The organism is Streptomyces sp. NPDC002232 (genome assembly GCF_042890295.1).
Classification (GTDB): domain Bacteria; phylum Actinomycetota; class Actinomycetes; order Streptomycetales; family Streptomycetaceae; genus Streptomyces.
On sequence record NZ_JBIARV010000001.1, the window covers coordinates 821599 to 843549 of the forward strand.

At 72.3% G+C, this 21951-nt stretch carries 20 protein-coding genes; 6 read left to right on the forward strand and 14 right to left on the reverse strand.

Going from position 1 to position 21951, the window contains the following annotated elements; all coding sequences use genetic code 11:
• Positions 1-88 precede the first annotated feature (88 nt).
• Complete coding sequence (locus ACFYXU_RS03700) at positions 89-862, forward strand: alpha/beta hydrolase (protein WP_389456372.1); 774 nt, start codon at positions 89-91, stop codon at positions 860-862.
• On the opposite strand, the gene ACFYXU_RS03705 is transcribed toward ACFYXU_RS03700, so the two are convergent.
• On the reverse strand, positions 848-1819 hold the full coding sequence (locus ACFYXU_RS03705; RefSeq protein WP_389407411.1) for a LysR family transcriptional regulator: 972 nt from the start codon (positions 1817-1819) through the stop codon (positions 848-850). The genes ACFYXU_RS03700 and ACFYXU_RS03705 overlap by 15 nt on opposite strands.
• 62 nt (positions 1820-1881) lie before the next feature.
• On the opposite strand from ACFYXU_RS03705, the gene ACFYXU_RS03710 reads away from it, so the two are divergent.
• The 3 genes from ACFYXU_RS03710 (at position 1882) to ACFYXU_RS03720 (ending at position 5001) form a co-directional block, all read left to right on the forward strand.
• The gene (locus ACFYXU_RS03710; RefSeq protein WP_376507773.1) at positions 1882-3141 is read left to right on the forward strand and encodes an MFS transporter; all 1260 of its coding nucleotides are present in this window, start codon (positions 1882-1884) and stop codon (positions 3139-3141) included.
• A 96-nt stretch (positions 3142-3237) separates the two neighbouring features.
• A complete protein-coding gene (locus tag ACFYXU_RS03715) occupies positions 3238-3945 on the forward strand; it encodes a L,D-transpeptidase family protein (RefSeq protein ID WP_389456374.1) in 708 nt (235 codons plus the stop codon).
• A gap of 84 nt (positions 3946-4029) precedes the next feature.
• Positions 4030-5001, forward strand: coding sequence for a sigma-70 family RNA polymerase sigma factor (locus ACFYXU_RS03720; RefSeq protein ID WP_376507771.1), 972 nt, complete (start codon positions 4030-4032; stop codon positions 4999-5001).
• Here ACFYXU_RS03720 and ACFYXU_RS03725 read toward each other — a convergent pair.
• The 13 genes from ACFYXU_RS03725 to ACFYXU_RS03785 form a co-directional block, all read right to left on the reverse strand.
• Positions 4998-5273: an STAS domain-containing protein gene (locus ACFYXU_RS03725; protein WP_389456376.1), complete on the reverse strand. Its 276-nt coding sequence runs from the start codon at positions 5271-5273 to the stop codon at positions 4998-5000. The genes ACFYXU_RS03720 and ACFYXU_RS03725 overlap by 4 nt on opposite strands.
• Positions 5274-5325: 52 nt before the next feature.
• Entirely contained in the window at positions 5326-5904 is a 579-nt protein-coding gene (locus ACFYXU_RS03730; protein ID WP_376507769.1) for a Uma2 family endonuclease, read from the reverse strand.
• Between the two features lie 99 nt (positions 5905-6003).
• Positions 6004-7281, reverse strand: a complete 1278-nt coding sequence (locus ACFYXU_RS03735; protein WP_389456378.1) for a thymidine phosphorylase — start codon at positions 7279-7281, stop codon at positions 6004-6006.
• 81 nt (positions 7282-7362) lie between these two features.
• Positions 7363-7758, reverse strand: a complete 396-nt coding sequence (locus ACFYXU_RS03740; RefSeq protein ID WP_376507766.1) for a cytidine deaminase — start codon at positions 7756-7758, stop codon at positions 7363-7365.
• Positions 7755-9017: an ABC transporter permease gene (locus tag ACFYXU_RS03745; protein WP_376507765.1), complete on the reverse strand. Its 1263-nt coding sequence runs from the start codon at positions 9015-9017 to the stop codon at positions 7755-7757. The genes ACFYXU_RS03740 and ACFYXU_RS03745 overlap by 4 nt, the downstream gene beginning before the upstream one ends.
• Positions 9014-10129, reverse strand: coding sequence for an ABC transporter permease (locus ACFYXU_RS03750; protein ID WP_329854249.1), 1116 nt, complete (start codon positions 10127-10129; stop codon positions 9014-9016). The genes ACFYXU_RS03745 and ACFYXU_RS03750 overlap by 4 nt, the downstream gene beginning before the upstream one ends.
• Positions 10126-11838 carry an ABC transporter ATP-binding protein gene (locus tag ACFYXU_RS03755; RefSeq protein WP_389407412.1) on the reverse strand — a complete coding sequence of 571 codons (1713 nt, stop codon included), beginning with the start codon at positions 11836-11838 and terminating at the stop codon, positions 10126-10128. Before ACFYXU_RS03755 ends, ACFYXU_RS03750 begins: the two co-directional genes overlap by 4 nt.
• Before the next feature lie 118 nt (positions 11839-11956).
• Positions 11957-13021: a BMP family ABC transporter substrate-binding protein gene (locus ACFYXU_RS03760; RefSeq protein WP_361396333.1), complete on the reverse strand. Its 1065-nt coding sequence runs from the start codon at positions 13019-13021 to the stop codon at positions 11957-11959.
• Positions 13022-13325: 304 nt separating this feature from the next.
• Complete coding sequence (locus ACFYXU_RS03765; protein WP_389456380.1) at positions 13326-14546, reverse strand: amidohydrolase; 1221 nt, start codon at positions 14544-14546, stop codon at positions 13326-13328.
• 116 nt (positions 14547-14662) lie between these two features.
• Positions 14663-15976: a hypothetical protein gene (locus tag ACFYXU_RS03770; RefSeq protein ID WP_389456382.1), complete on the reverse strand. Its 1314-nt coding sequence runs from the start codon at positions 15974-15976 to the stop codon at positions 14663-14665.
• Positions 15973-16866, reverse strand: a complete 894-nt coding sequence (locus tag ACFYXU_RS03775; RefSeq protein WP_329854256.1) for an N-acetylneuraminate synthase family protein — start codon at positions 16864-16866, stop codon at positions 15973-15975. Before ACFYXU_RS03775 ends, ACFYXU_RS03770 begins: the two co-directional genes overlap by 4 nt.
• 9 nt (positions 16867-16875) lie before the next feature.
• Positions 16876-18060 (reverse strand): cytidylyltransferase domain-containing protein, encoded by a 1185-nt coding sequence (locus ACFYXU_RS03780; RefSeq protein WP_376507761.1) that lies wholly within the window; start codon positions 18058-18060, stop codon positions 16876-16878.
• Entirely contained in the window at positions 18060-19349 is a 1290-nt protein-coding gene (locus tag ACFYXU_RS03785) for a DUF6716 putative glycosyltransferase (RefSeq protein WP_389456385.1), read from the reverse strand. Before ACFYXU_RS03785 ends, ACFYXU_RS03780 begins: the two co-directional genes overlap by 1 nt.
• Before the next feature lie 219 nt (positions 19350-19568).
• Between ACFYXU_RS03785 and ACFYXU_RS03790 the strand changes: the two genes are divergently transcribed.
• Together ACFYXU_RS03790 and ACFYXU_RS03795 are read left to right on the forward strand one after the other, a co-directional pair.
• Complete coding sequence (locus ACFYXU_RS03790) at positions 19569-20588, forward strand: glycosyltransferase family 2 protein (protein ID WP_361396349.1); 1020 nt, start codon at positions 19569-19571, stop codon at positions 20586-20588.
• Positions 20585-21901, forward strand: a complete 1317-nt coding sequence (locus ACFYXU_RS03795; RefSeq protein WP_389407415.1) for a polysialyltransferase family glycosyltransferase — start codon at positions 20585-20587, stop codon at positions 21899-21901. The genes ACFYXU_RS03790 and ACFYXU_RS03795 overlap by 4 nt, the downstream gene beginning before the upstream one ends.
• Positions 21902-21951 lie beyond the last annotated feature (50 nt).

Consider the following 21951-nt stretch of genomic DNA (forward strand, 5'->3'; position numbering starts at 1 on the left):
GAACAAAGGGCGTTCGCTCCCCGGACGATACGTAACAGAGACCGCGCGTACGGCTGGCGTACACCTCCGCTTCTGAGACTGTTCTGCCATGGCGCACATCGCACTCGTGGGACCGCCCGAATCCCGGAGACCCCGGCTGGGACGGCCCGTCAGTTCCCGTTCGGCCGGGGTGGCGGGCGGTGTGGTGCTGCTCCTGCCCGACGGCGAGCCGGTGTCGGCGCGGCGGCCCTCCGCCCGGACCCACGCGGCGATGCTGCCGCTGGGGCGCGCCCTGGTCCGGGCCGGCCGGTCCGAGGGGCTCGCCGCGCACGTGGTGCGCTACCGGGCCCGGGGCTGGAACGGCACGGACGCGGACCTCGTCACGGACGCCTCCTGGGCGGTCGAGGAGGCCGTACGCCGCTACGGCGACGTCCCGGTCTGCCTGCTGGGGCACGGGATGGGCGCGCGGGCGGCGCTGCGGGCGGCCGGGCATCCGGCGGTCGCCGCGGTCCTCGCGCTCGCGCCCTGGCTCCCGGAGGACGACGTGGCCGCCGAGCCGGAGCCGGTGCGGCAGCTGGTCGGGCGCCGGGTGCTGCTCGTGCACGGCACGAACGACGCGCGGACGGACCCGGAGCTGTCGTTCCGGTTCGCCGAGCGGGCGAAGAAGGCGAACCGCGAGACCTGCCGCTTCGAGGTCCACTCGGACGGTCACGCGCTGCGCCAGTACGCGGCCGAGGTCCGGGCCCTCGCCGGGGACTTCGTGCTCGGCGCCCTCTTCTCCCGGCCGGTCGCCCGTCCGCTGACCGACGCGATGGCGGCTCCCCCGCCGCTCGGCCTGCGGATGCCGCTGGCGGCGGGCTTCGGGGGTTCACGCCGGAGGTGACGGCTCCTTCGGGAGCAGATGGCCGCGCCGGCCGAGCAGGAACTTCTTGAAGGCGGCCACCGGGGCCGTGTCCGGGTGGCCGTCGAGCCAGGCGACGCCGATCTCGCGGACCGCGCGCGGCGCGGTGACGGTCAGCTCGACGACCCCGGGCCGGGGGACGGCGGGCGGGGGCAGCAGGGCGACGCCGAGCCCGGCGGCGACGAGCCCGCGCAGGGTCTCGGCCTCCTCGCCCTCGAAGGCGACCCGGGGCCTGAATCCGGCCTCCGCGCACAGGTCGTCGGTGATGCGGCGGAGCCCGTATCCCGGCTCCAGCGTCACGAAGGTCTCCTCCGCCGCCTCGGCGAGCCGCACCCGCTTCCGGCCGGCGAGCCGGTGGTCGTCGGGGACGACGAGCCGCAGCCGCTGTTCGTCGAGGCGCCGGGCCACCAGGTCGGGGGCGTCCGGCACCGGGGAGGTCAGACAGAGGTCGAGGTCCCCGGCGCGCAACCGCTCGATCATGGCCTCGCCGTAGTTCTGGACGAGGGTGAAGCGGATCTTCGGGTGGTCCACGCGGAAGGCGCGGATGAGACCGGGCACGGTCTCGGAGCCCATCGTGTGGAGGAAGCCGAAGGCGACCCGCCCCGCCGTCGGGTCCGCGTCGGCCCGTACGGTGTCGGCGGCCCGCTCCACCTCGGCGAGGGCACGCTCGGCCGCGGTGAGGAAGCGGCGGCCCGCGGGCGTGAGGGAGACTGTGCGGCCGCGCCGGGCGAAGAGGGTCACTCCGAGGTCCTGTTCGAGCCGGACGATGGCCCGCGAGAGCGTCGACTGCGGCACGCCCATCTCGGCCGCGGCGCGGGTCACGTGCTCGTGCCGGGCGACGGCCGCGAAGTACGCGAGCCGCGGAGCGAGCAGCGGTCCCATGTCTTCTTCGTTACTGTTCGGTGACAGGCGAGGCTGTGACCTGTACTCATGCACCATGGGAACGATTACAGCAGTTCCGTGCATTGGACGCATGAAACGGACCGTCCTACGTTCGTGACATGCCTTCCGCCAGTACCAAGGCGGCCGCCACCACCGCGTCCGCCGACACCCGCCTCTCCCCCGGTGCCCCCGGCTACCGCCGGACGAGCCTCGCGCTCTTCGCCGCAGGACTGGCCACCTTCGCCCTCCTCTACTCCACGCAGGCCCTCCTCCCGGCCATCTCGGCCGAGTTCGGCGCCACCGCCTCCGCGGCCTCCTGGACGGTCTCCGCCGCGACCGGCGCCCTCGCCCTCTGCGTCCTGCCGCTCAGCGCCCTCTCGGAGCGCCTCGGGCGGCGCACGATGATGACGGCCTCCCTCTCGGTCGCGGTCGCCGTGGCGCTCCTGGTGCCGCTCGCCCCGAACCTGGAGTCCCTGATCGCGCTGCGCGCGGTGCAGGGCGCCGCGCTCGCCGGCCTCCCGGCCTCGGCGATGGCGTACCTCGCGGAGGAGGTGAAGCCGCGGGCGCTGGTCGCCGCGATCGGCCTCTTCGTCGCCGGAAACTCGATCGGCGGCATGAGCGGCCGGCTCGTGACCGGCTGGGTGGCGCAGATGTGGGGCTGGCGCGCGGGTCTGGCCGCCGTCGGCCTGACCTCCCTGGCGTGCGCGCTCGCCTTCCGGGCGCTGCTCCCGAAGGCCCGGCACTTCACGCCCGGCACGCTGAACCCGAGGGCGCTCGCGCGGACCGTGCGGGGGCACCTGGCCGACCCGCTGCTCATGCGGCTGTACGTGATCGGCGCGCTGTTCATGACGGTCTTCGGCGCCGTGTACACGGTGATCGGCTACCGCCTGGTGGAGGCGCCGTTCTCGCTGCCGCAGGGCGTGATCGGCTCGATCTTCCTGGTCTACCTGGTGGGCACGGTCTCCTCGGCGGCGGCCGGGCGGCTCGTCGGGCGGCTCGGGCGGCGCGGGGCGCTGTACCTGGCGGTGTCGACGACGGCGGCGGGCCTGCTGTTCTCGCTCTCGGACTCCCTCGCCCTGGTCCTCGTGGGCCTGGTCCTGATCACGGCCGGCTTCTTCGCGGGCCACGCGGTCGCCTCCTCCTCGGTGAGCCGCACGGCGACGACCGGCCGCGCGCAGGCCTCGGCGCTGTACCAGTCCGCGTACTACCTGGGCAGCAGCGCGGGCGGCACGCTCGGCGCGATGGCCTTCCACGCGGGCGGCTGGGCGGGCACGGTCCTGATCGGCCTGGTCGCGGTCCTCGGCGTCGTCTCGGTCACGCTGTACGGCTCGCACAGCGCCCGTGTCGCGGCCCGGCGGCCGCATCCGGCCACGGTCTAGCAACATCCAGGAGGGCATGGTTCCCCTTCTGGGCCGCAACCGTCACACTCCCCCGTACGTCCTCAAGAACAGGGACTCTAGGGGGAGTTGACGATCATGAACCGAGTGGCACGACAGATGGGCAGAAAGGCGGGCATCGCCGCCGGGATCACGGGGCTCGTGGTGCCGATGACGATCGCGCTCGGCGCGGCCCCGGCGCAGGCGGCGTCCTGCAACGTGACGACGGGGCCGTACCAGAAGCAGGTGGAGAAGTTCCTCGGGCGGACGGCCGACGGGCGCCAGTCGCTCGCCGACTGCCAGGCGATCCAGGCCTTCCAGCGCAAGCACGGCATCACCCCGACCGTGGGGTACGCCGGGCCGCTGACCTGGCGCACGATGAACACGATGATCCAGCAGAAGGCGGCCGGGTCGAACCCGAACAAGGACCGCACGTGTCCGACGAACAAGGGCCGGATCGCCTGCGTCGACCTGACCCGCCAGCTGAGCTGGATCCAGGACGGCTCGCGCCTGAAGTACGGACCGGTGCCGGTCCGCACGGGCCGGGACGGCGCCGAGACCCGCACCGGCGCCAAGAAGATCTACTGGCGCAACATCAACCACTGGTCGACGCTGTACAACGTGTCCATGCCGTACGCGCAGTTCTTCGACGGCGGGCAGGCCTTCCACTCGACGACCAAGTCCATGTGGAACCCGCCCGGTTCCGCCGGCTGCGTCAACATGACGTCCAAGGACGCCAAGGCCTACTGGAACCTGCTCAGGAACGGCGACGACGTGTTCGTCTACGGCCGCAAGCCGGGAACCTGACCCCCGCTGTCAGTGCGCTGCGGTAGCTTCCCTCTCACCGGCACCGAACGGGTGCCGGTGAGGGGTGAGTGGGGTGTGGACCCGATGAGCGACGCCGCGACCGCGACGACCGAGGAACTCGACAAGTACCGCAGGGAGCTGACCGGTTACTGCTACCGGATGCTCGGATCCTCCTTCGAGGCGGAGGACGCGGTGCAGGACACGATGGTGCGCGCCTGGAAGGCCATCGACTCCTTCGAGGGCCGCTCCTCGCTGCGGTCCTGGCTGTACCGGATCGCCACCAACGTCTGCCTGGACGCGCTGAACGCGGGCAACCGGAGGGCACGGCCCATGGACCTGACCGGGCCGACGCCCGTCGCGCAGGCGCAGCTCGTCAAGCAGCCGGAGATCACCTGGCTGGAGCCGGTTCCCGACGGGCGGGTGCTGCCCTCGGCCGGCGACCCGGCGGAGACGGCCGTCTCCCGCGAGACCGTGCGGCTCGCCTTCGTGGCCGCGCTCCAGCACCTGCCGCCCAAGCAGCGGGCCGTGCTCATCCTGCGGGAGGTGCTCGCCTGGCGGGCGAGCGAGGTCGCCGAGCTCCTGGACACCTCCGTCGCCTCGGTCAACAGCGCCCTCCAGCGGGCCCGCGCGACCCTCGCCGAGCAGGCGCCGGCCGCCTCCGACCCGGCGAATCCGCTGGACGAGGAGCAGCAGGCGCTCCTGGAGCGCTATGTCGCCGCCTTCGAGGGCTACGACATGAAGGCGCTGACCGCGCTCCTCCACGAGGACGCGACGATGTCCATGCCGCCGTACGACCTGTGGCTGCGCGGCCACGACGACATCGTGGGCTGGATGCTGGGCGTCGGGGACGTGTGCCGGGGCTCGAAGCTGGTCGCCACCGTGGCGAACGGTTCGCCGGCGTTCGCGCACTACCACCCGGACCCGGAGGGCGGCTTCAGCCCGTGGGCGTTGATCGTCCTGGAGCTGCGGGACGGCAAGGTCGCCGGGATGGACTTCTTCCTGGACACCGCACGGTGGTTCCCCCTGTTCGACCTGCCGGCGCGGCTGGACGGCTAGAGCTCCAGCGTCTCGGCGAGGCCCGTGAGGTGGAGCAGGGCCCGCAGCTCGGGCCGTACCCCCTCGAAGCGGATCCGGTGGCCGCGCCGGCCGGCGGCGAGGCGCAGTCGGGCGAGGGCGTCGACGGCGGTGAGGTCGGCGCCCGCGAGCGCGCCGGCCTCGCAGACGACCGCGCCGGGCGGGGCGGCGGCGAGCTCGGCGCAGAGCAGGTCGACGTCCTCCCGGCCGGGCCGGGCGGGCAGGGTCACGACGAGGGGCTGACTGGTGTCCACGTTCCGTACGACCGTCCGGGTGCGCGGAACTCATCGCTGAGGGTGGTGCCGCTCAGCCGACGGGGAACTCCGCCGTGTCGAGGGTCAGGTCGAAGGGAGCGGGGAGGTGGATCGGCTCGCCGAAGGGGATCGCCCTCAGGACGCGGTAGACGCCGTCGGAGGGCTCTCCGTAGAGCGTGGCCGTCGGCCCGCCCGGCACCCAGCGGTCGACCAGGAGGTAGAGGGGTACGCCGGCCGTCGCGTATCCCGCGGCCTTGGCGATGCGATCGTGGTTCGCGTTCGACTGCGAGGTGATCTCCACCACCAGCTCCGCTTCCGCGGCCGGGATGAAATGACCGGACCCCATGAGCGCCGCCCTGGGAGCGACCAGCAGGTCGGGGATGTACATGCCCGACCGCGCCGGGATCGCGACGGCCTGCGTCTGGTAGATGCCCCACTCATCCGGAATCACCCGGTACAACCTGCGCTGGATCTCCTCCGCGATGCTGTTGTGCTGGTTGGCGGGTGACGGTGCCACGGTGATGATCCCCTCGATGATCTCCACCTTGCAGCCCTCGGGCCAGTCCATCTCGTGCCAGAGGTGGACGACATCGTCCCAACCCTGCCCGGCCTCGGTGGCGAGTGCGCTCATGGTGTGCTCCTCATTCGGTCGTCACCGATCCCAGCATGCCGAACGGGGCCGGTGGTGGTCCACCGGCCCCGTTCACCCGAAGGTGTCATAGGCATATGCCTAGGCGATGCGGTCCAGCACGATCGGGTTCGCCGTGAAGGTCGTGCCCGGGGCCGCGATGTCCCAGCTGCCCGTCAGGGACTCCAGGGCGTAGTCGAACTTCTCCGGGGTGTCGGTGTGCAGCGTCAGCAGCGGCTGGCCCGCCGTGACCGTGTCGCCCGGCTTCGCGTGGAGCTCGACGCCCGCGCCCGCCTGCACCGGGTCCTCCTTGCGGGCGCGGCCCGCGCCCAGGCGCCAGGCGGCGATGCCGATGTCGTACGCGTCGAGGCGGGTCAGGACACCGGTCGACGGCGCCGTCACGACGTGCTGCTCGCGGGCGACCGGCAGGGCCGCGTCCGGGTCACCGCCCTGGGCCGCGATCATCCGGCGCCAGACGTCCATCGCCGAGCCGTCGGCGAGGGCCTTGGCCGGGTCGGCGTCCTTGATGCCGGCCGCGGCGAGCATCTCGGCCGCGAGGGCGATCGTCAGGTCGACGACGTCCTTCGGGCCGCCGCCCGCGAGGACCTCGACCGACTCGCGGACCTCCAGGGCGTTGCCCGCGGTCAGGCCCAGCGGGGTGGACATGTCGGTGAGGAGCGCGACGGTCTTGACGCCGCTGTCGGTGCCGAGACCCACCATCGTCCGCGCCAGCTCGCGCGCGTCCTCGATGTTCTTCATGAAGGCGCCGGTGCCGACCTTGACGTCCAGGACCAGGGAGCCGGTGCCCTCGGCGATCTTCTTGGACATGATCGAGCTGGCGATCAGCGGGATCGCCTCGACCGTGCCGGTGACGTCGCGGAGCGCGTACAGCTTCTTGTCGGCGGGGGCCAGACCATCGCCCGCCGCGCAGATGACCGCGCCGGTGGTGTCGAGGACGTGCAGCATCTCCTCGTTGGAGAGCAGCGCGCGCCAGCCCGGGATGGACTCCAGCTTGTCGAGCGTGCCGCCGGTGTGGCCGAGGCCCCGGCCGGAGAGCTGCGGGACGGCCGCGCCGCAGGCGGCGACGAGCGGGGCGAGCGGGAGGGTGATCTTGTCGCCGACGCCGCCGGTGGAGTGCTTGTCGGCGGTCGGGCGGGAGAGGGCGTCGAAGTTCATGCGCTCGCCGGACGCGATCATCGCGGCGGTCCAGCGGGCGATCTCCGCGCGGTTCATGCCGTTCAGCAGGATGGCCATGGCCAGGGCGGACATCTGCTCGTCGGCGACCGCACCGCGGGTGTAGGCGTCGATGACCCAGTCGATCTGCTCGGGGCTCAGCTCGCCCCTGTCCCGCTTCGTGCGGATGACGGAGATGACGTCCATGGTGGTGCCTCTTTCTACGCGCATAGAGGGGGAAAGGGGGAGCGACCCTTCCCATCGTGCCGGAAGGGCCGCTCCGAGGAACTACTTGGCGAGGTGCTCCGGGCCGAAGGCCTGCGGGAGCATCTCGGCCAGGGTCAGGAGACCGGCCGGGGTCTCCAGGACGAGCTCGGGACCCCCGAACTCGTGGAGCAGCTGACGGCAGCGCCCGCACGGGACCAGCGGCTCGCCCCGGCCGTCCACGCACACGAAGTGCGTCAGCCGGCCGCCGCCCGTGGCCTGGAGCTGCGAGACCAGCCCGCACTCGGCGCACAGGCCGAGGCCGAAGGAGGCGTTCTCCACGTTGCAGCCGGAGACCACCCGGCCGTCGTCCACGAGGGCCGCCGCGCCGACCGGGAAGCCCGAGTACGGGGCGTACGCGTGGGACATCGCCGCGCGGGCGGTCTCCCGGAGCAGGTCCCAGTCGGGCGCCGTCGTCACTTGCCCTCGCCCTTGCGGTACGGCAGCCCGTCCGCCTTCGGCATCCTCAGGCGCTGCGCCGAGAGGGCGAGCACGAGCAGGGTGGTGATGTACGGGGCGGCGTCGACGAACTGGCTCGGGACCTCGTCGGTCAGGAAGTACCAGAGGAAGAAGGCCGCGGAGAAGGCGGCGGAGACGGCCGCGACCACGTACTTCTTCCGGTACAGCTGCCACAGCGCGGCGATCACGAGGAGCAGCGCGACGAGCAGCAGCAGCGCGTGGACGTTCTCGGCGCCGCCGCGCAGCTTGAGGCTGTCGGTGAAGCCGAAGAGGCTCGCGCCGAGCGCCATGCCGCCGGGCATCCAGTTGCCGAAGATCATCGCGGCGAGACCGATGTAGCCTCGGCCGCCGGTCTGGCCCTCCTGGTAGATACCGGTGGAGACGATCGCGAGGAACGCTCCGCCGAGACCGGCGAGGCCGCCGGAGACGACGACGGCGATGTACTTGTACTTGTAGACGTTGACGCCCAGGGACTCGGCCGCGACCGGGTTCTCACCGCAGGAGCGCAGCCGCAGGCCGAAGGCCGTGCGCCAGAGGACCCACCAGGTGGCCGGGATGAGCAGGGCGGCGACGATCGTCAGCAGCGACAGGTTGGTGACCAGGCCGCCGAGGATGCCGGCGATGTCCGAGATCAGGAACCAGTGCTTCTGCTGGAGGTCCATCAGCCAGTCGGAGAGTCCCGGGATGGTGATGTCGGTGATCGGATCGATGCGCGGGGACTGCTTGGAGGAGCCGCCCTCGGCCTTGTCGAAGGTGAAGTTCGACAGGTACTGGGTGAAGCCGACCGCCAGGATGTTGATCGCCACACCGGACACGATGTGGTTCACGTTGAACGTGACGGTGATGATCGCGTGCAGCAGACCGCCGAGCGCGCCGCCGAGGATGCCGACGAGGACACCCGTCCAGGGGCCCCACTGGTAACCGGCCCAGGCGCCGAACCAGGTGCCGAGCACCATCATGCCTTCGAGGCCGATGTTGACGACGCCCGCGCGCTCGGCCCACAGGCCGCCGAGACCGGCCATGGCGATCGGCACGGCGAGCTGGAGGGCGCCGGAGATCTGGCCGACGGAGGTGAGGTCGTCGGCGCCGGAGACGACGCGGACGAGCGAGAAGAGGACGAGGCCGGCCGCGACGATCAGCAGGATCCAGGGCCAGGTCAGCTTGCGGCGTCCGGCCTTCTGGGGCGCGGCGCTCGGCTTGGCGACAGTGCCGGTGCTCATGCCGAGACCTCCTTGTCGGTCTTGATGGCGCCGCCGGCGGCGAGCTCCTCGCCGACCTTCTGCTGCTGGCGACGGGTGCCGTAACGGCGGACGAGCTCGTAGGAGACGACCACGGCGATCACGATGATGCCCTGCATGATCTGGGTGATCTCCTTCGGGTAACCCGAGACGTCGAGGTTCGAGGACGCCTTGTCGAGGAACGCGAAGAGGAGGGCCGAGAAGAGGATGCCGACCGGGTGGTTGCGGCCGAGCAGGGCGACGGTGATGGCGGTGAAGCCGACGTTGACCGGGAAGGCCAGGCTGTACGTGTGCGACTCGCCGAGCAGGATCGGCATGCCGGCCAGACCGGCCAGACCGCCCGAGATCAGCATCGCGGTGAGGATCATCTTCTTGGCGTCGACGCCGCTGGCCTGGGCCGCGGACTCGCTCTCACCGGTGGCGCGCAGGTCGAAGCCGAAGCGGGTGCGGTTGATGACGAACCAGTAGACGACGCCGAGCGCGAGCGCGACGAAGGTGAAGCCGTAGATCTGGCCACCGTCGCCCATGTCGATGCCGGGGAACCAGCCGGACTCGGCGATCTGACCGGTGGTGAGGTCGTTGGAGCCGGCGGGCTGGACGCCGAAGTTCTTCGGCAGGATCAGCCAGGCCACCAGGGAGGTGGTGATGGCGTTGAGCATGATCGTGGAGACGACCTCGGAGACGCCCCGGGTGGTCTTCAGGATGCCCGCGATGCCGGCCCAGAGGGCACCCGTGGCGATGGCGACGACCACGATGAGCAGGATGTGCAGCGGACCGGGCAGCTCGACGGCGGCGCCGACCAGCGCCGAGACCATCGCGGCGAGGCGGTACTGGCCCTCGACGCCGATGTTGAAGAGGTTCATCCGGAAGCCGATGGCCACGGCCAGGGCCGCCAGGTAGTAGATCCCCGTCTGGTTGACGATGAGGACCTGGACGTCGGAGTACCCGGCGTTCTCGATCATCAGCCGGATCGGCTCGATCGGGTCGAGGCCCGTCGCGAGCAGCACCAGGACGGTGAGCACGAAGGACGTGACCAGGGCGAGCACCGGGCCGGCGGCCCCGATGATCAGCTTGTCCTTGTCGATCTTCATCATCGGGCGTCACCGTCTTCGGGCTGCTCTTCGGTGCCTTCGAGACGGCCGGTGGCCGCGCCGGTCATGGCGGATCCCAGCTGCTCGGGCGTGATGGTGGCGGGGTCGGCGTCGGCGACCAGCTTGCCGCGGTACATGACGCGGAGGGTGTCGGAGAGGCCGATCAGCTCGTCGAGGTCGGCCGAGATCAGCAGCACGGCGAGGCCCTCGCGGCGGGCGTCCCGGATCGCGTCCCAGATCTGCGCCTGCGCGCCGACGTCCACACCGCGGGTGGGGTGGGCGGCGATCAGGAACTTGGGGTTGTGGCTCATCTCGCGGCCGACGATCAGCTTCTGCTGGTTGCCGCCGGAGAGGGAGGACGCGGTGACGTCGATGCCGGGGGTGCGGACGTCGTACTCGCGCACGATCCGCTCGGTGTCCTTGCGGGCGGCCTTCGGGTCGAGGATGCCGCGCCTGGAGTTGGGGGCCTCGGTGACGTGGCCGAGGATCCGGTTCTCCCAGAGGGGGGCCTCCAGGAGCAGGCCGTGGCGGTGGCGGTCCTCGGGGATGTAGCCGATGCCGCCCTCGCGGCGCTTGCGCACCGAGACCTTGGAGATGTCCTCGCCGTCGAGGATGACGGCGCCCGTGTCGGGCGTGGCGATGCCCATGAGGGCCTCGATGAGCTCGGTCTGGCCGTTGCCCTCGACGCCGGCGATGCCGAGGATCTCGCCCTTGTGGATGGTGAGCGAGACGTCGTCGAGGAGCTTGCGGCCGGTGGCGATGTCCTCGTGCACGGTGATGCTCGCCGACGGGTCGGCCGGGGCGGCGGTGGTCAGCGGGGCGCCGGAGGCGCCGCTCTCCAGCAGCGTCAGGTGCTCGACCTTGAGCATGGCGATGTCGGTGACCGTCGACTCGCGGGTCTCCGGCGAGGGCAGCTCGCTGCCGACCATCAGCTCGGCGAGCTGCTTGGTGGTGGCGGTCTTCGGGTCGGCGGTGCCGACCGTGGTGCCCCGGCGGATGACGGTGATGTCGTCGGCGACCTTCAGGACCTCGCCCAGCTTGTGCGAGATGAAGATGACCGTGAGGCCCTCCGCCTTGAGCTCGCGCAGGTTGTCGAAGAGCGCGTCGACCTCCTGCGGGACGAGGACGGCGGTCGGCTCGTCGAGGATGAGGATCTTGGCGCCGCGGTAGAGGACCTTGAGGATCTCCACGCGCTGACGGTCGGCGACGCCGAGGTCTTCGAGGAGCGCGTCGGGGCGGACCCCGAGGCCGTACGCGTCGGAGATCTCCTGGATCTTCTTCCGCGCCTTGGCGCCGATGCCGTGGAGCTTCTCGCCGCCGAGGACGACGTTCTCCAGGACGGTGAGGTTGTCGGCGAGCATGAAGTGCTGGTGCACCATGCCGATGCCGCGCGCGATGGCGTCACCGGGGCTGGAGAAGGTGACCTGCTCGCCGTCGACCGCGATGGTGCCCTCGTCCGGCTTCTGCATGCCGTAGAGGATCTTCATGAGGGTCGACTTGCCGGCACCGTTCTCGCCGATGAGGGCGTGCACGGTGCCCTTGCGGACCGTGATGGCGATGTCCCTGTTGGCGACGACGCCGGGGAATCGCTTGGTGATGCCGTGCAGTTCTACGGCAGGGGGGCTGGACGCGTTGATGACGCACTCTCCTTGGCCGGAAGGAGTGGGAGCGGGAGGGCAGGGCGGGGCGAAGTTATCGTGCCAGGGAGACATCTACACGCGTAGCGCTGCCGAAAAGTGAAAACCAGTGCGGGAATGGGTCCGAGGCCCGGGTCCGGTGGGGATGCCACCGGACGCCGGGCCCGGACTACAGGTCGTGACCTGGGTGTCCTTACGGAGCGGTCTTGACCGTGATCTTGCCGTCGACGATGGCCTTCTTGGCCTTCTCGACGGCGGCGGTGACGTCGGTCATCTTGACGTACGCCGGGTTGGAGTCGGCCAGGCCGACGCCGTTGGTGGCGAGGCCGTAGCGGATCTCACCGGTCTGCGGCTTGCCGTCCTTGACGGACTTGATCACGTTGAAGACCGAGCCCTGGACGTCCTTGGTGACCGAGGTCAGGATCTGGTTCTTGTACGAGGCCAGACCCGCCTGCTTGTACTGGTCGGAGTCGACGCCGATGGCCCACTTGCCCGCGGCCGAGGCGGCCTCGATGGCACCGGAACCGGCGAGACCGGCGGCGGCGTAGATCACGTCGGCGCCCTTGTCGAGCTGGCCCTGGGCGGCGGCCTTGCCGAGGTCGGGCTTCGAGAAGCCGTCGAAGTTCGGCGGCTGGGTCAGGTACTGGGTGAGCACCTTCGCCTTGGGGTTGGTGTCCTTGACGCCCTGGGTGAAGCCCGCCTCGAACTTCTTGATCAGCGGGACCTCGACACCGCCGATGAAGCCGACCGTGCCGGTCTTGGAGGCCTTGGCGGCGGCGACGCCGGCCAGGTAGGAGCCCTGCTCCTCGTTGAAGACGAGGTTGGCGATGTTCGGGCCGGTCACCGAGGTGTCGTCGATGAGGCCGAAGGTGGTCTTCGGGAAGGACTTGGCGACCTTCGCGATGGCCGGGGCGTAGGAGAAGCCGACGCCGATGACCGGGTTGTTCCCGGCGCGGGCCAGCGAGGTGAGGCGCGCGACCTTGTCGGCGTCGCTCTCGCCCTGCGAGGGCTCGGCCTCGGAGCCCTTGACGCCGAGCTCGTCCTCGGCCTTCTTCAGACCGGCGTAGGCGGCGTCGTTGAAGGACTGGTCGCCGCGGCCGCCGATGTCGTACGCGATGGCGACCTTGGTCGCCTTCGAGTCCGAGCTGGAGCTGGAGCTCGCACCCGAGTCGGTGGAGGACTTGCCGCAGGCGGTGGCGGAGAGCGCGAGCGCCGCGGTGGCGATGCCCACGGTCGTGATCCTGGTGATCCGGCGCAAGAGGAGGGTCCCTTCAAGACTGACCGAAAGCGCCTCTTCCGGCGCTGGTTTCGCGGCGATCGTAACGCGCGTAGATGTCAGTTAAAGACCCGTTCATGAGTCGTTATCGGATCGTCGCGAACCGGCCAGCCGAGGCGACTGGGGGCGTTCGGCCCGGTACCGCCGGTTATAGCGCCCGGACGGGGCGGCCCGACGGCGCCGGGGAGCCGACGCGCCGGGGAGTGGGCCGGACGGGGGACGCGTGCGGGGCCGGACGGGCGAGCGGGCCCCGGGGTGTCCCGGGGCCCGCTCGTCCGGCCGGAAATCAGTGCTGGGGCGTCGCGTCGAGCAGGGCCGCGGCCGTGAAGAGCTCCACCCCGGCCTCGATGCACCGCTCGTCGACGTCGAAGTCGCCGGCGTGCAGGTCCCTGACCCGGGTGTCGCCGGGGGTGCGGACGCCGAGGCGGGCCATGGCGCCGGGGACGTGCTCCAGGTACCAGGAGAAGTCCTCGCCTCCGAGGCTCTGCTCGGTGTCCTCGATCGCCTGCGCTCCGCGGCGGGCCGTCATGGCGTCGCGGAGGAGTTCGGTGACGACCGGGGCGTTCACGACCGGGGGGACGCCCCGGACGTAGGTGACGGTCGACTTGGCCCGGTGCAGGGTGGCGACCTCGTCGATGGCCGCGTGCACCAGGTCGGGCGCGTCCCGCCAGGAGGGCAGGTCGAGGCAGCGGACGGTGCCGGAGAGCTCGGCGTGCTGCGGGATGACGTTGGGGGCGTGACCGGCCTCGATGCGGCCCCAGGTCACCGAGAGGCCCGAGCGGGCGTCGACGCGGCGGGCGAGGACCGCGGGGACGTCGGTGGCGACCCGGGCGGCTGCGGTCACGAGGTCGGTGGTGAGGTGCGGGCGCGCGGTGTGGCCGCCGGGGCCGTCGAGGGTGATCTCCAGGCGGTCGCAGGCGGAGGTGATGGGGCCGATCCGGAGCCCGATCTTCCCGGCGTCGACGCGGGGGTCGCAGTGCACGGCGACGATCCGGCCGACGCCGTCCAGGACCCCGGCCTCGATGGCGTCGGCGGCGCCGCCGGGCAGCACCTCCTCGGCGGGCTGGAAGATCAGCCGCACGGCGTTCGGCAGGAGGCCCCGGCGGTCGAGATCGGCGAGGACGAGTCCGGCGCCGAGGACGGTCGTGGTGTGGACGTCGTGTCCGCAGGCGTGGGCGCGGTTGGCCACGGTGGAGCGGTAGGCGACGGTCTTCACGTCGGGGATGGGGAGTGCGTCCAGGTCGGCGCGGAGCGCCAGCATGCCCCGGCCCGGGTCCCGGGTGCCGATGTCACAGATGAGCCCGGTACCGGCCGGGAGGACCTCCGGCGCGAGGCCGGCCGCCTCCAGGCGGGCCTTGAGCGCGGCGGTCGTACGGAACTCCTGGTTCCCGAGCTCGGGGTGCATGTGCAAGTCCCTGCGGAAGGCCACGAGTTCGGCGCGCAGGGAGTCGGACAGCGTTCCGGGCAGGGTGACGGAGCCTGGCTCACGGGACTTCAACTGGTTCACCCTTTGAAGGGTAGGCCCGTGGAGAGGTCAACTGCCCGTTGATCACGAGAATTTCAGCCCCTTAGGGGAAAGAATCTCGGTTTCTCAGGCATGAAGCTCACTCCTTGTGGGTACTCTCAGCCGAATTCGAGCCGGTCGGCCGGTGAGGCCGCCCGGGCGGTGAGGCGGTCGACCTCGTGGGCCGCGGTGCCCGCCACACCGGACAGGAAGCCCTGGGCGCGGGGCGAGGCGGTCGCCCGCAGCCACTCGGGCGCTATCTCGATGACGGCGACCTTGACGCCGGTCCCGGCGAGGGCCAGCGGCAGGGTGTGCACGACCGTGGACGGGAAGCTGACGACGGTGCGCCCGATGGGGCCGCGCCGGGCGATCAGCTCCAGCGGCAGGTCGGGCCGGACCACCTGGAGGCCCGTCTCGACCGCGATCCGGTGCAGTTTCTCGGCGCTCTCCCGGCGGTGCGCGAAGTAGCGGGTGGCGCCGTGGGCGCGGGCCAGCTCGTTCACCACGCGCGCGTAGTGGTCGGCGTCCACGACGCCGGTCTCCACGAGCGAGGTGCCGACCAGGTCGGCGCCCCCGGTGAGCTTCGGCGGACCGAAGGTGTCGCGGGTCCAGGCGTACGTGTTCTCGGTGACCGTGACGCCCGGCGGGGCCTCGACGGGCAGCGAGGTGAAGATCTCGACGGTACGGCCCCGGGTGGGGGCGAGCTTGCGCCGGGCGAGGCTGGTGACCGGGGCGAGGACCAGCTCGCGGGGGCCGAGGCTGCCCTTGCGGTGCCAGCGGACCAGGCGCTCGCCCCGGCCCAGCTGGGCGGCGAACTCCATGGTCGCGGTGCCGTCGTCGACGACGGTCAGGTGCCGGGGGGCGAAGAGGGTCAGGAGCAGCTGGACGTACCGGGAGAAGGGGTCCCCGATGATCACCCGCTCCGCCGAGCGCAGCGGCCGGGCGAGCTCGCGCAGGGTGCGGACGAGCGAGCCCCGGCCGCCGCGGGCCTCCTGCCAGCGCACGGTGAGGCCCTGGTCGCGGGCCAGCTGGGCCATCCGGCGCAGCTGGCCCCGCGACATGGGGTCGGTCGGCGAGAGGACCACGACGGTGAGGGGCGGGGTGACGCCCGCGCAGCCGCCGTCCACGGGGCCGCCGTCGGCGGCGCTCTCCGTGGTGCGGCCGTACGCGAGGCCCGCGTCCGCGCGAGCGCCATCCACCGGCCCGGTCTCCGCGCGAGCCGCGTCCGCCGGGGTGGTCGTGCCGGCGGTGGCCGTGCGAGCCGCGTCCGTGGGGCCGGTGGCCGTCGGGTCACCGGGCGACGGCACCCCGTGCGAGGGCGCCGTGGGGACCCCCGCGGGGCGCGAGCCCGCCGCGGGGTTCTGCGTGTGTGCCCATTCCAGGACGTTGAGCAGCTGGACCGGGCTCTCGACGAACGCCAGCTGCCGGGTCATGCGGCGTCGGCACCCTGGACCCGGCGGAGCTTCTTCATCGGGCCGAGCTCCGACTCGTACACCTTCTTCACGCCGTCGCCGAGCGCGGTCTCGATGGTGCGGATGTCGCGGACGAGGCGCTGGAGGCCCTGCGGCTCGACGGAGGCGGCCTGGTCGGAGCCCCACATGGCGCGGTCGAGGGTGATGTGGCGCTCGACGAAGGCGGCGCCGAGGGCGACGGCGGCCAGCGTGGTCTGGAGGCCGGTCTCGTGGCCGGAGTAGCCGATCGGGACGTTCGGGTACTCCTCCTGGAGCGTCTGGATGACGCGGAGGTTGAGCTCCTCGGCCTTGGCCGGGTAGGTCGAGGTGGCGTGGCAGAGCAGGATGTTGTCGCTGCCCAGGACCTCGACCGCGTGGCGGATCTGCTTCGGCGTCGACATGCCGGTGGAGAGGATGACCGTGCGGCCGGTGGCGCGCAGCTCGCGCAGCAGCTCGTCGTCGGTGAGGGAGGCGGAGGCGACCTTGTGGGCGGGGACGTCGAACTTCTCCAGGAAGGCGACGGCCTCGGTGTCCCACGGGGAGGCGAACCAGTCGATGCCGCGCTCCTTGCAGTGCGCGTCGATGGCGCGGTACTCGTCCTCGCCGAACTCCACGCGGTGGCGGTAGTCGATGTACGTCATCCGGCCCCAGGGGGTGTCGCGCTCGATGTCCCACTGGTCGCGCGGGGTGCAGATCTCCGGGGTGCGCTTCTGGAACTTGACGGCGTCGCAGCCGGCCTCGGCGGCCACGTCGATCAGCTTGAAGGCGTTGTCGAGGTCGCCGTTGTGGTTGATGCCGATCTCGCCGCAGACGTAGACGGAGTGGCCCGGGCCGGCGGTCTTGGTGCCGAGGGTGCGCAGACGGGTGTTCATGGTGCTTCCTTACGGGTTGGGGGTGTTCAGCTCGGGTCCGAGGAGCCAGGCGGCGATCTCGCGGATCGCTCCGGAGCCGCCCGGGGTGACGGTGACCGCGCGGGCGGCGGCCCGTACGGAGTCGTGGGCGCTGCTCACCGCGACGGGCCAGCCGACGAGGTGGAAGCAGGGCAGGTCGTTGACGTCGTTGCCGGCGTAGAGGACGCGCTGCGGGTCGATGCCCTCGGCCTCGCACCACTCCTTGAGGGCGCGGTCCTTGCGGTCGATGCCGTGCAGGACGGGGATCTTGAGCTTGCGGGCGCGGGCGGCGACCACCGCGTTCTGCTCGGTGGAGAGGATGAGGACGGGCAGTCCGGCGCGGCGCAGGGCCGCGATGCCGAGGCCGTCGCCGCGGTGCGCGGAGACGAACTCGCGGCCCTCGGCGTCGAGGTGGACCCGGTCGTCGGTCTGGGTGCCGTCGAAGTCGAGGACGACGGCGTCGACGTCGGCGAAGCCGGGCGTGACGGGCTCGTCGAGGAGCGGGGCGAGGGCCTTGGCGCGGGCGAGGTCGTGCGGGTCGTCGATCTCCAGGACGCGGGCGGGGTCGGTGACGACGAGCGCGGTGCGGCCGAAGAAGCGGTGCTCGTGGGTGCGGAAGCCGGCCGCGTCCATCGCGTAGACGGCGCCGGTCTCCAGGTACTCGGGCTCCCGGTCCTGGCGGCGCGGGCGGTGGGCCTTGTCGTGGTTGACGCCGGTGGCCCCTTCGGAGTCCTCGCGCCAGAGGAAGCCGTGGGACGGGGCGGCCGTGAAGGCGGTGTCGGCGGCGCCCGAGACGATCCGTCCGGCGGTCTCGGCGACCTCGGCGGAGGTGAGGAAGGGGCTGGTGCACTGGACGAGGAGGACCACGTCGACGGGGCGGCCGTGGGTGGCCTCGAAGGCGTCCATCGCGTGCAGGACGGCGGCCTCGCTGGTGGCCGTGTCGCCGGCGATCGCGGCGGGCCGCCGGACGGCCTCGGCCCCGGCGGTGCGGGCGGCCGCGGCGATGGCGGCGTCGTCGGTGGAGACCACCACGTGGGTGACGGTGCGGGCGCCGAGGCAGGCGCGGACGGCGCGGGCGACCAGGGGGATCCCGGCCACCGGGGTGAGGTTCTTGGCGGGCACGCCCTTCGAGCCGCCCCGGGCGGGGACGACGGCGAGCACGGTCGGGGTCGGCATCACAGTTCTCCCAGGCGGCGGATGACGGGGGCGACGCGCTGCACGCCGTGGCGGTACGCGCCCCGGGCGGCTTCCCGGACGACCCGGCGCAGCCCGCTCTCGCGGGGCTCGGGCGCGGTGACGTCCAGGCGGTGGCGGGCGAGGATCCCGGGCAGGTAGCCGGCGGCCGTCTCCGCGGTGTAGTAGGGGCTGATCGGGGGCAGCGCGGGGAGCGCGAGGAGCGCGGCGACCCGGTCGCGGGCGGCGTCGAAGGCCCCCTCGTACGAACCGTCGGACGCGACGCCCTGCCGGGCGAGCCAGGTCGCGTCGGCGACCGGCGCGCCGCCCTCGTCGAGCCGGTCGAAGGAGGTGAGCAGGCCGGAGCCGACGAAGTGGTGGTTGCCGAGCGCCTCGCGGACGCCGAGGTCGGTGAGGATCGCGGTGGGGATCCGGCGGTGCAGCGCTTCGAGGGCGGCCGTCGAGGAGACGGTGACCAGCAGGTCGGTCCGGTCGAGGACCTCGCCCATGTGCCCGTACACGAGGCGGAAGTTGTCCGGCGGGTCGAGCTCGCGGACCAGCTTCTGGAAGGGGAACTCCTCCAGGTGCGTGGTGTGTTCGCCCGGCTTGGAGCGGAGCTTGAGGAGCACCTCGCGGCTCGGGTGGAGGCGGGCGTGTCCGATCAGCCGCCGCAGCACGTAGGCGCGTTCGGCGCGGGTGGCGGGCACGGAGGGCTGGGCGGCGAAGACCAGGGTGTCGCGGCCCTGCTCGGGGGCGTACGGGGTGCCGCCGAGGAAGGGCAGCGCGGCCTCGACGACCGAGTCGGCGCCGGCGCCGACGCCCTCGTACACCGCGCGGAACCGCTCCGCGTCGTGCCGGGAGTTGGCGAGGACGACGTCGGCGCCGTGGCGCAGCAGGAGGCCGTCGGTGAGCTTCTCGTAGACGACGCCGACATAGCCGGTGACGACCACGGGGCGCCGCCGGAGGCCGAGGTCGGCCAGCCCCTGGAGGACGGCCCGGACGGTGCCGCCGACCAGGGCGAGCACGAGGACGTCGTAGCCCTCGCCGCGCTCCTCCGCGTCCCGTATCGCCCGGAGGAAGTCCGCGCCCGTCACCTCGCGCGGGGCGGTCGTGGACACCCCGGTCTCGGCGAGCTGGCGCGCGGTGGGCGTGGCCCTTCCCCGCAGGACGAAGCCGGTGGGTTCGGCGGTGGCCGCGGTGATGCGGCGCGCGGTGAGGGCGCCCCATTTCCACCGGGTGTCGGAGTCGGCGAGTACGGCGACCCGTACCGCTTCTCTGGTACTTGCTGGCACGTCGAGGACGCTAGAAGGGCATTCCGCTTTTCGGCCCAACTGGGCCACAACAAACGGTGAACAGAGCCTCTCCGACCGCTGAAGCAGATCGCTTTCCGGACGTGCCGCGGCTGATTTCCCCTGCGGGTAAAGGCGGTTAATCGGCCCGCCGCTTGGTGTTCACCGAAAGGCCGCCCGGCGGTCGGCGGCCATGCCGGGGCGGCGCCTAGCGTCGGCCGCGTGGTCAAGCTCTCCGTCGTCGTGCCGTTCTTCAACGTGCAGACATACGCCCCCGACACCCTCACGAGCCTGCGGGCCAACGCCCGCGAGGACTTCGAGTTCCTGCTTGTCGACGACTGCTCGTCGGACGGGACCCCGGAGCTCCTCGAACGGGCCGCGCGCGAGATCCCGGGTGCCGTCCTGATCAGGCACGAGCGCAACGAGGGCCTCGCCACGGCCCGGAACACCGGCCTCGACGCCGCCAGGGGCGAGTACATCGCCTTCCTCGACGGCGACGACTGGCTCGCCCCCGGCTACTACGACCGGCTCGTCGCCGCCGCCGAGGAGCTGCGCTGCGACTTCCTGCGCACCGACCACGTCACGGTGACCGGCCGCAACCGCGCGGTGCGCCGGGTGCCGGTCCCCCGGCGCGGCGAGGTGCTGCGCCCCCGGGACGCGATTCTGCCGTCGCACCGGACGACCTCCGTCGACTACCCGTACGCCTGGGCCGGGATCTACCACCGGCGGCTCCTGGACCGGGGGCTGCTGCACTTCCCGCACGGCCTGCGGACGGCGGAGGACCGGCCGTGGATCTGGAAACTGCACCGCGAGGCGGAATCGTTCGCGGCCCTCGGAGAACTCGGTGTGTTCTACCGGCGCGGGGTGTCGACCTCACTCACCCAGATCGGCGACGTCCGGCAATTGGATTTCATCCGCGCCTTCGACCAGGTGATCGAGGAAACGGCCCGGGACAAAGACGCGGATCTTCTTCTCCCGAAAGCCGTCCGTACCTATTGCGCGGTGATTTCCCACCATGTCGGTTCGATCGACAGGTTCGAACCCGAGGTGGCCCGCCGGCTGAAGGCGATGAGCGCGGGCGCGCTGCGGCGGATGCCGCAGGGGGTCCTCGACGAGGCCCTGGCGGCGATGGGCGGGGACCGCGCGACGACGCTCAGGCGGCTGCGCCGGCGCCGTCCCGCGCCCCCACCGGCGGCACCGGTCCGCGACGGCGGCGCCGGCTCCCCGGAGGTGGCCGCGTGAACGGCCGCCGCACCACCCAGATCTTCTGCGCCTCCACCCTCTACGGGGCCGTGACGCTCGCCGCCGCGCTCGACAGCGGCGCCTTCGCGCCCGCCGCCCGGCGCGTCCTGCTGGTCACCAACAACGCGGCCGTGCCGGAGACGACCCCCGCCCTCGACGAGGCCGAGGGCTTCGGGCGGCTGCGCGGCCGCTTCGACTCCGTGCTGTCCTGGAACGAGACGATCTTCCCGCTCCACCCGGCCGGCTGGACCCCGCGCCCGAGCGACCTGCCGATGCTCCAGCGGCACCTGCGCAAGCTCTGGGACCTCGGCGACGACCACGTCGAGATCGCCCTGGAGTCCCTCCAGGTGACGCCCGCGCTCGCCCTCGCCCAGCTCCTTCCCGACGCGCCGGTCACCGTCTACGCCGACGGCCTCATGAGCTACGGCCCGACCCGCAACAAGATCGACCCGCTGATCGGCGGGCGCGTGGGCCGGCTGCTCCACCTCGACCTCGTCCCCGGGCTCCGGCCGCTGCTGCTCGCCGAGTTCGGCGCGGTGCCCGAGGCGGTCCCGGCGGAGGCCTTCACGAAGGTCGTCGCGGAGCTGGCCGGACCGGCCGCCGGGACCGGGGAGGACGGCCCCGTGCTGCTCCTGGGCCAGTACCTGGCGGCGCTGAACCTGATGACCGCCGCCGAGGAGGAGGAGCTGCACCTGCGGATGGTCCGGGGCGCGGTCGCCCGCGGCCACCGGCGGCTCGTCTTCAAGCCGCACCCGACGGCCCCGGACGCCTGGACGCGGACGCTCGTGGAGACGGCGGCGGAGCTCGGCGCCGAGCTGACCGTGGAGGACCGGCCCGTCCTCGCGGAGGTGCTCTACCGCGAGCTGCGGCCGGCGCTCGTCGTCGGCTGCTTCTCGACGGCACTGCTCACGGCGGCGACCTTCTACGGGCTGCCGGTCGCGCGGGTCGGCACGCGCGGCCTCCTGGAGCGGCTCGCACCGTTCCAGAACAGCAACCGGATCCCGCTCACGGTCGTCGACGCGGTCGTCCCGCCCCTGGAGGACGGGGGCGCCGACGCCGGGATCGGCACGGAGGAGCTGAACGACCTGGTCGCGGCGGTGGGCTTCGCGATGCAGCCGAAGATCCGCCCGGAGCTGCGGGAGCCCGCCGTACGGCACCTCTCGGGCCCGCTCGCCGAGCGCACCCGGCACCACTTCACCCGGCGCCGGCTCACCGTCCTGGACCTGCCGGGCGGACTGCCGATCCCGCGCCATCCGCAGGTCCGCCGCCTCGCGCGCCGCGCGCTGCGGCTGCGCAAGGCGCTGAAGAGGTAGCGGACCCGCCACGGACGGCGGGCCCGGGAACCCGTGCGGGGGTCCCGGGC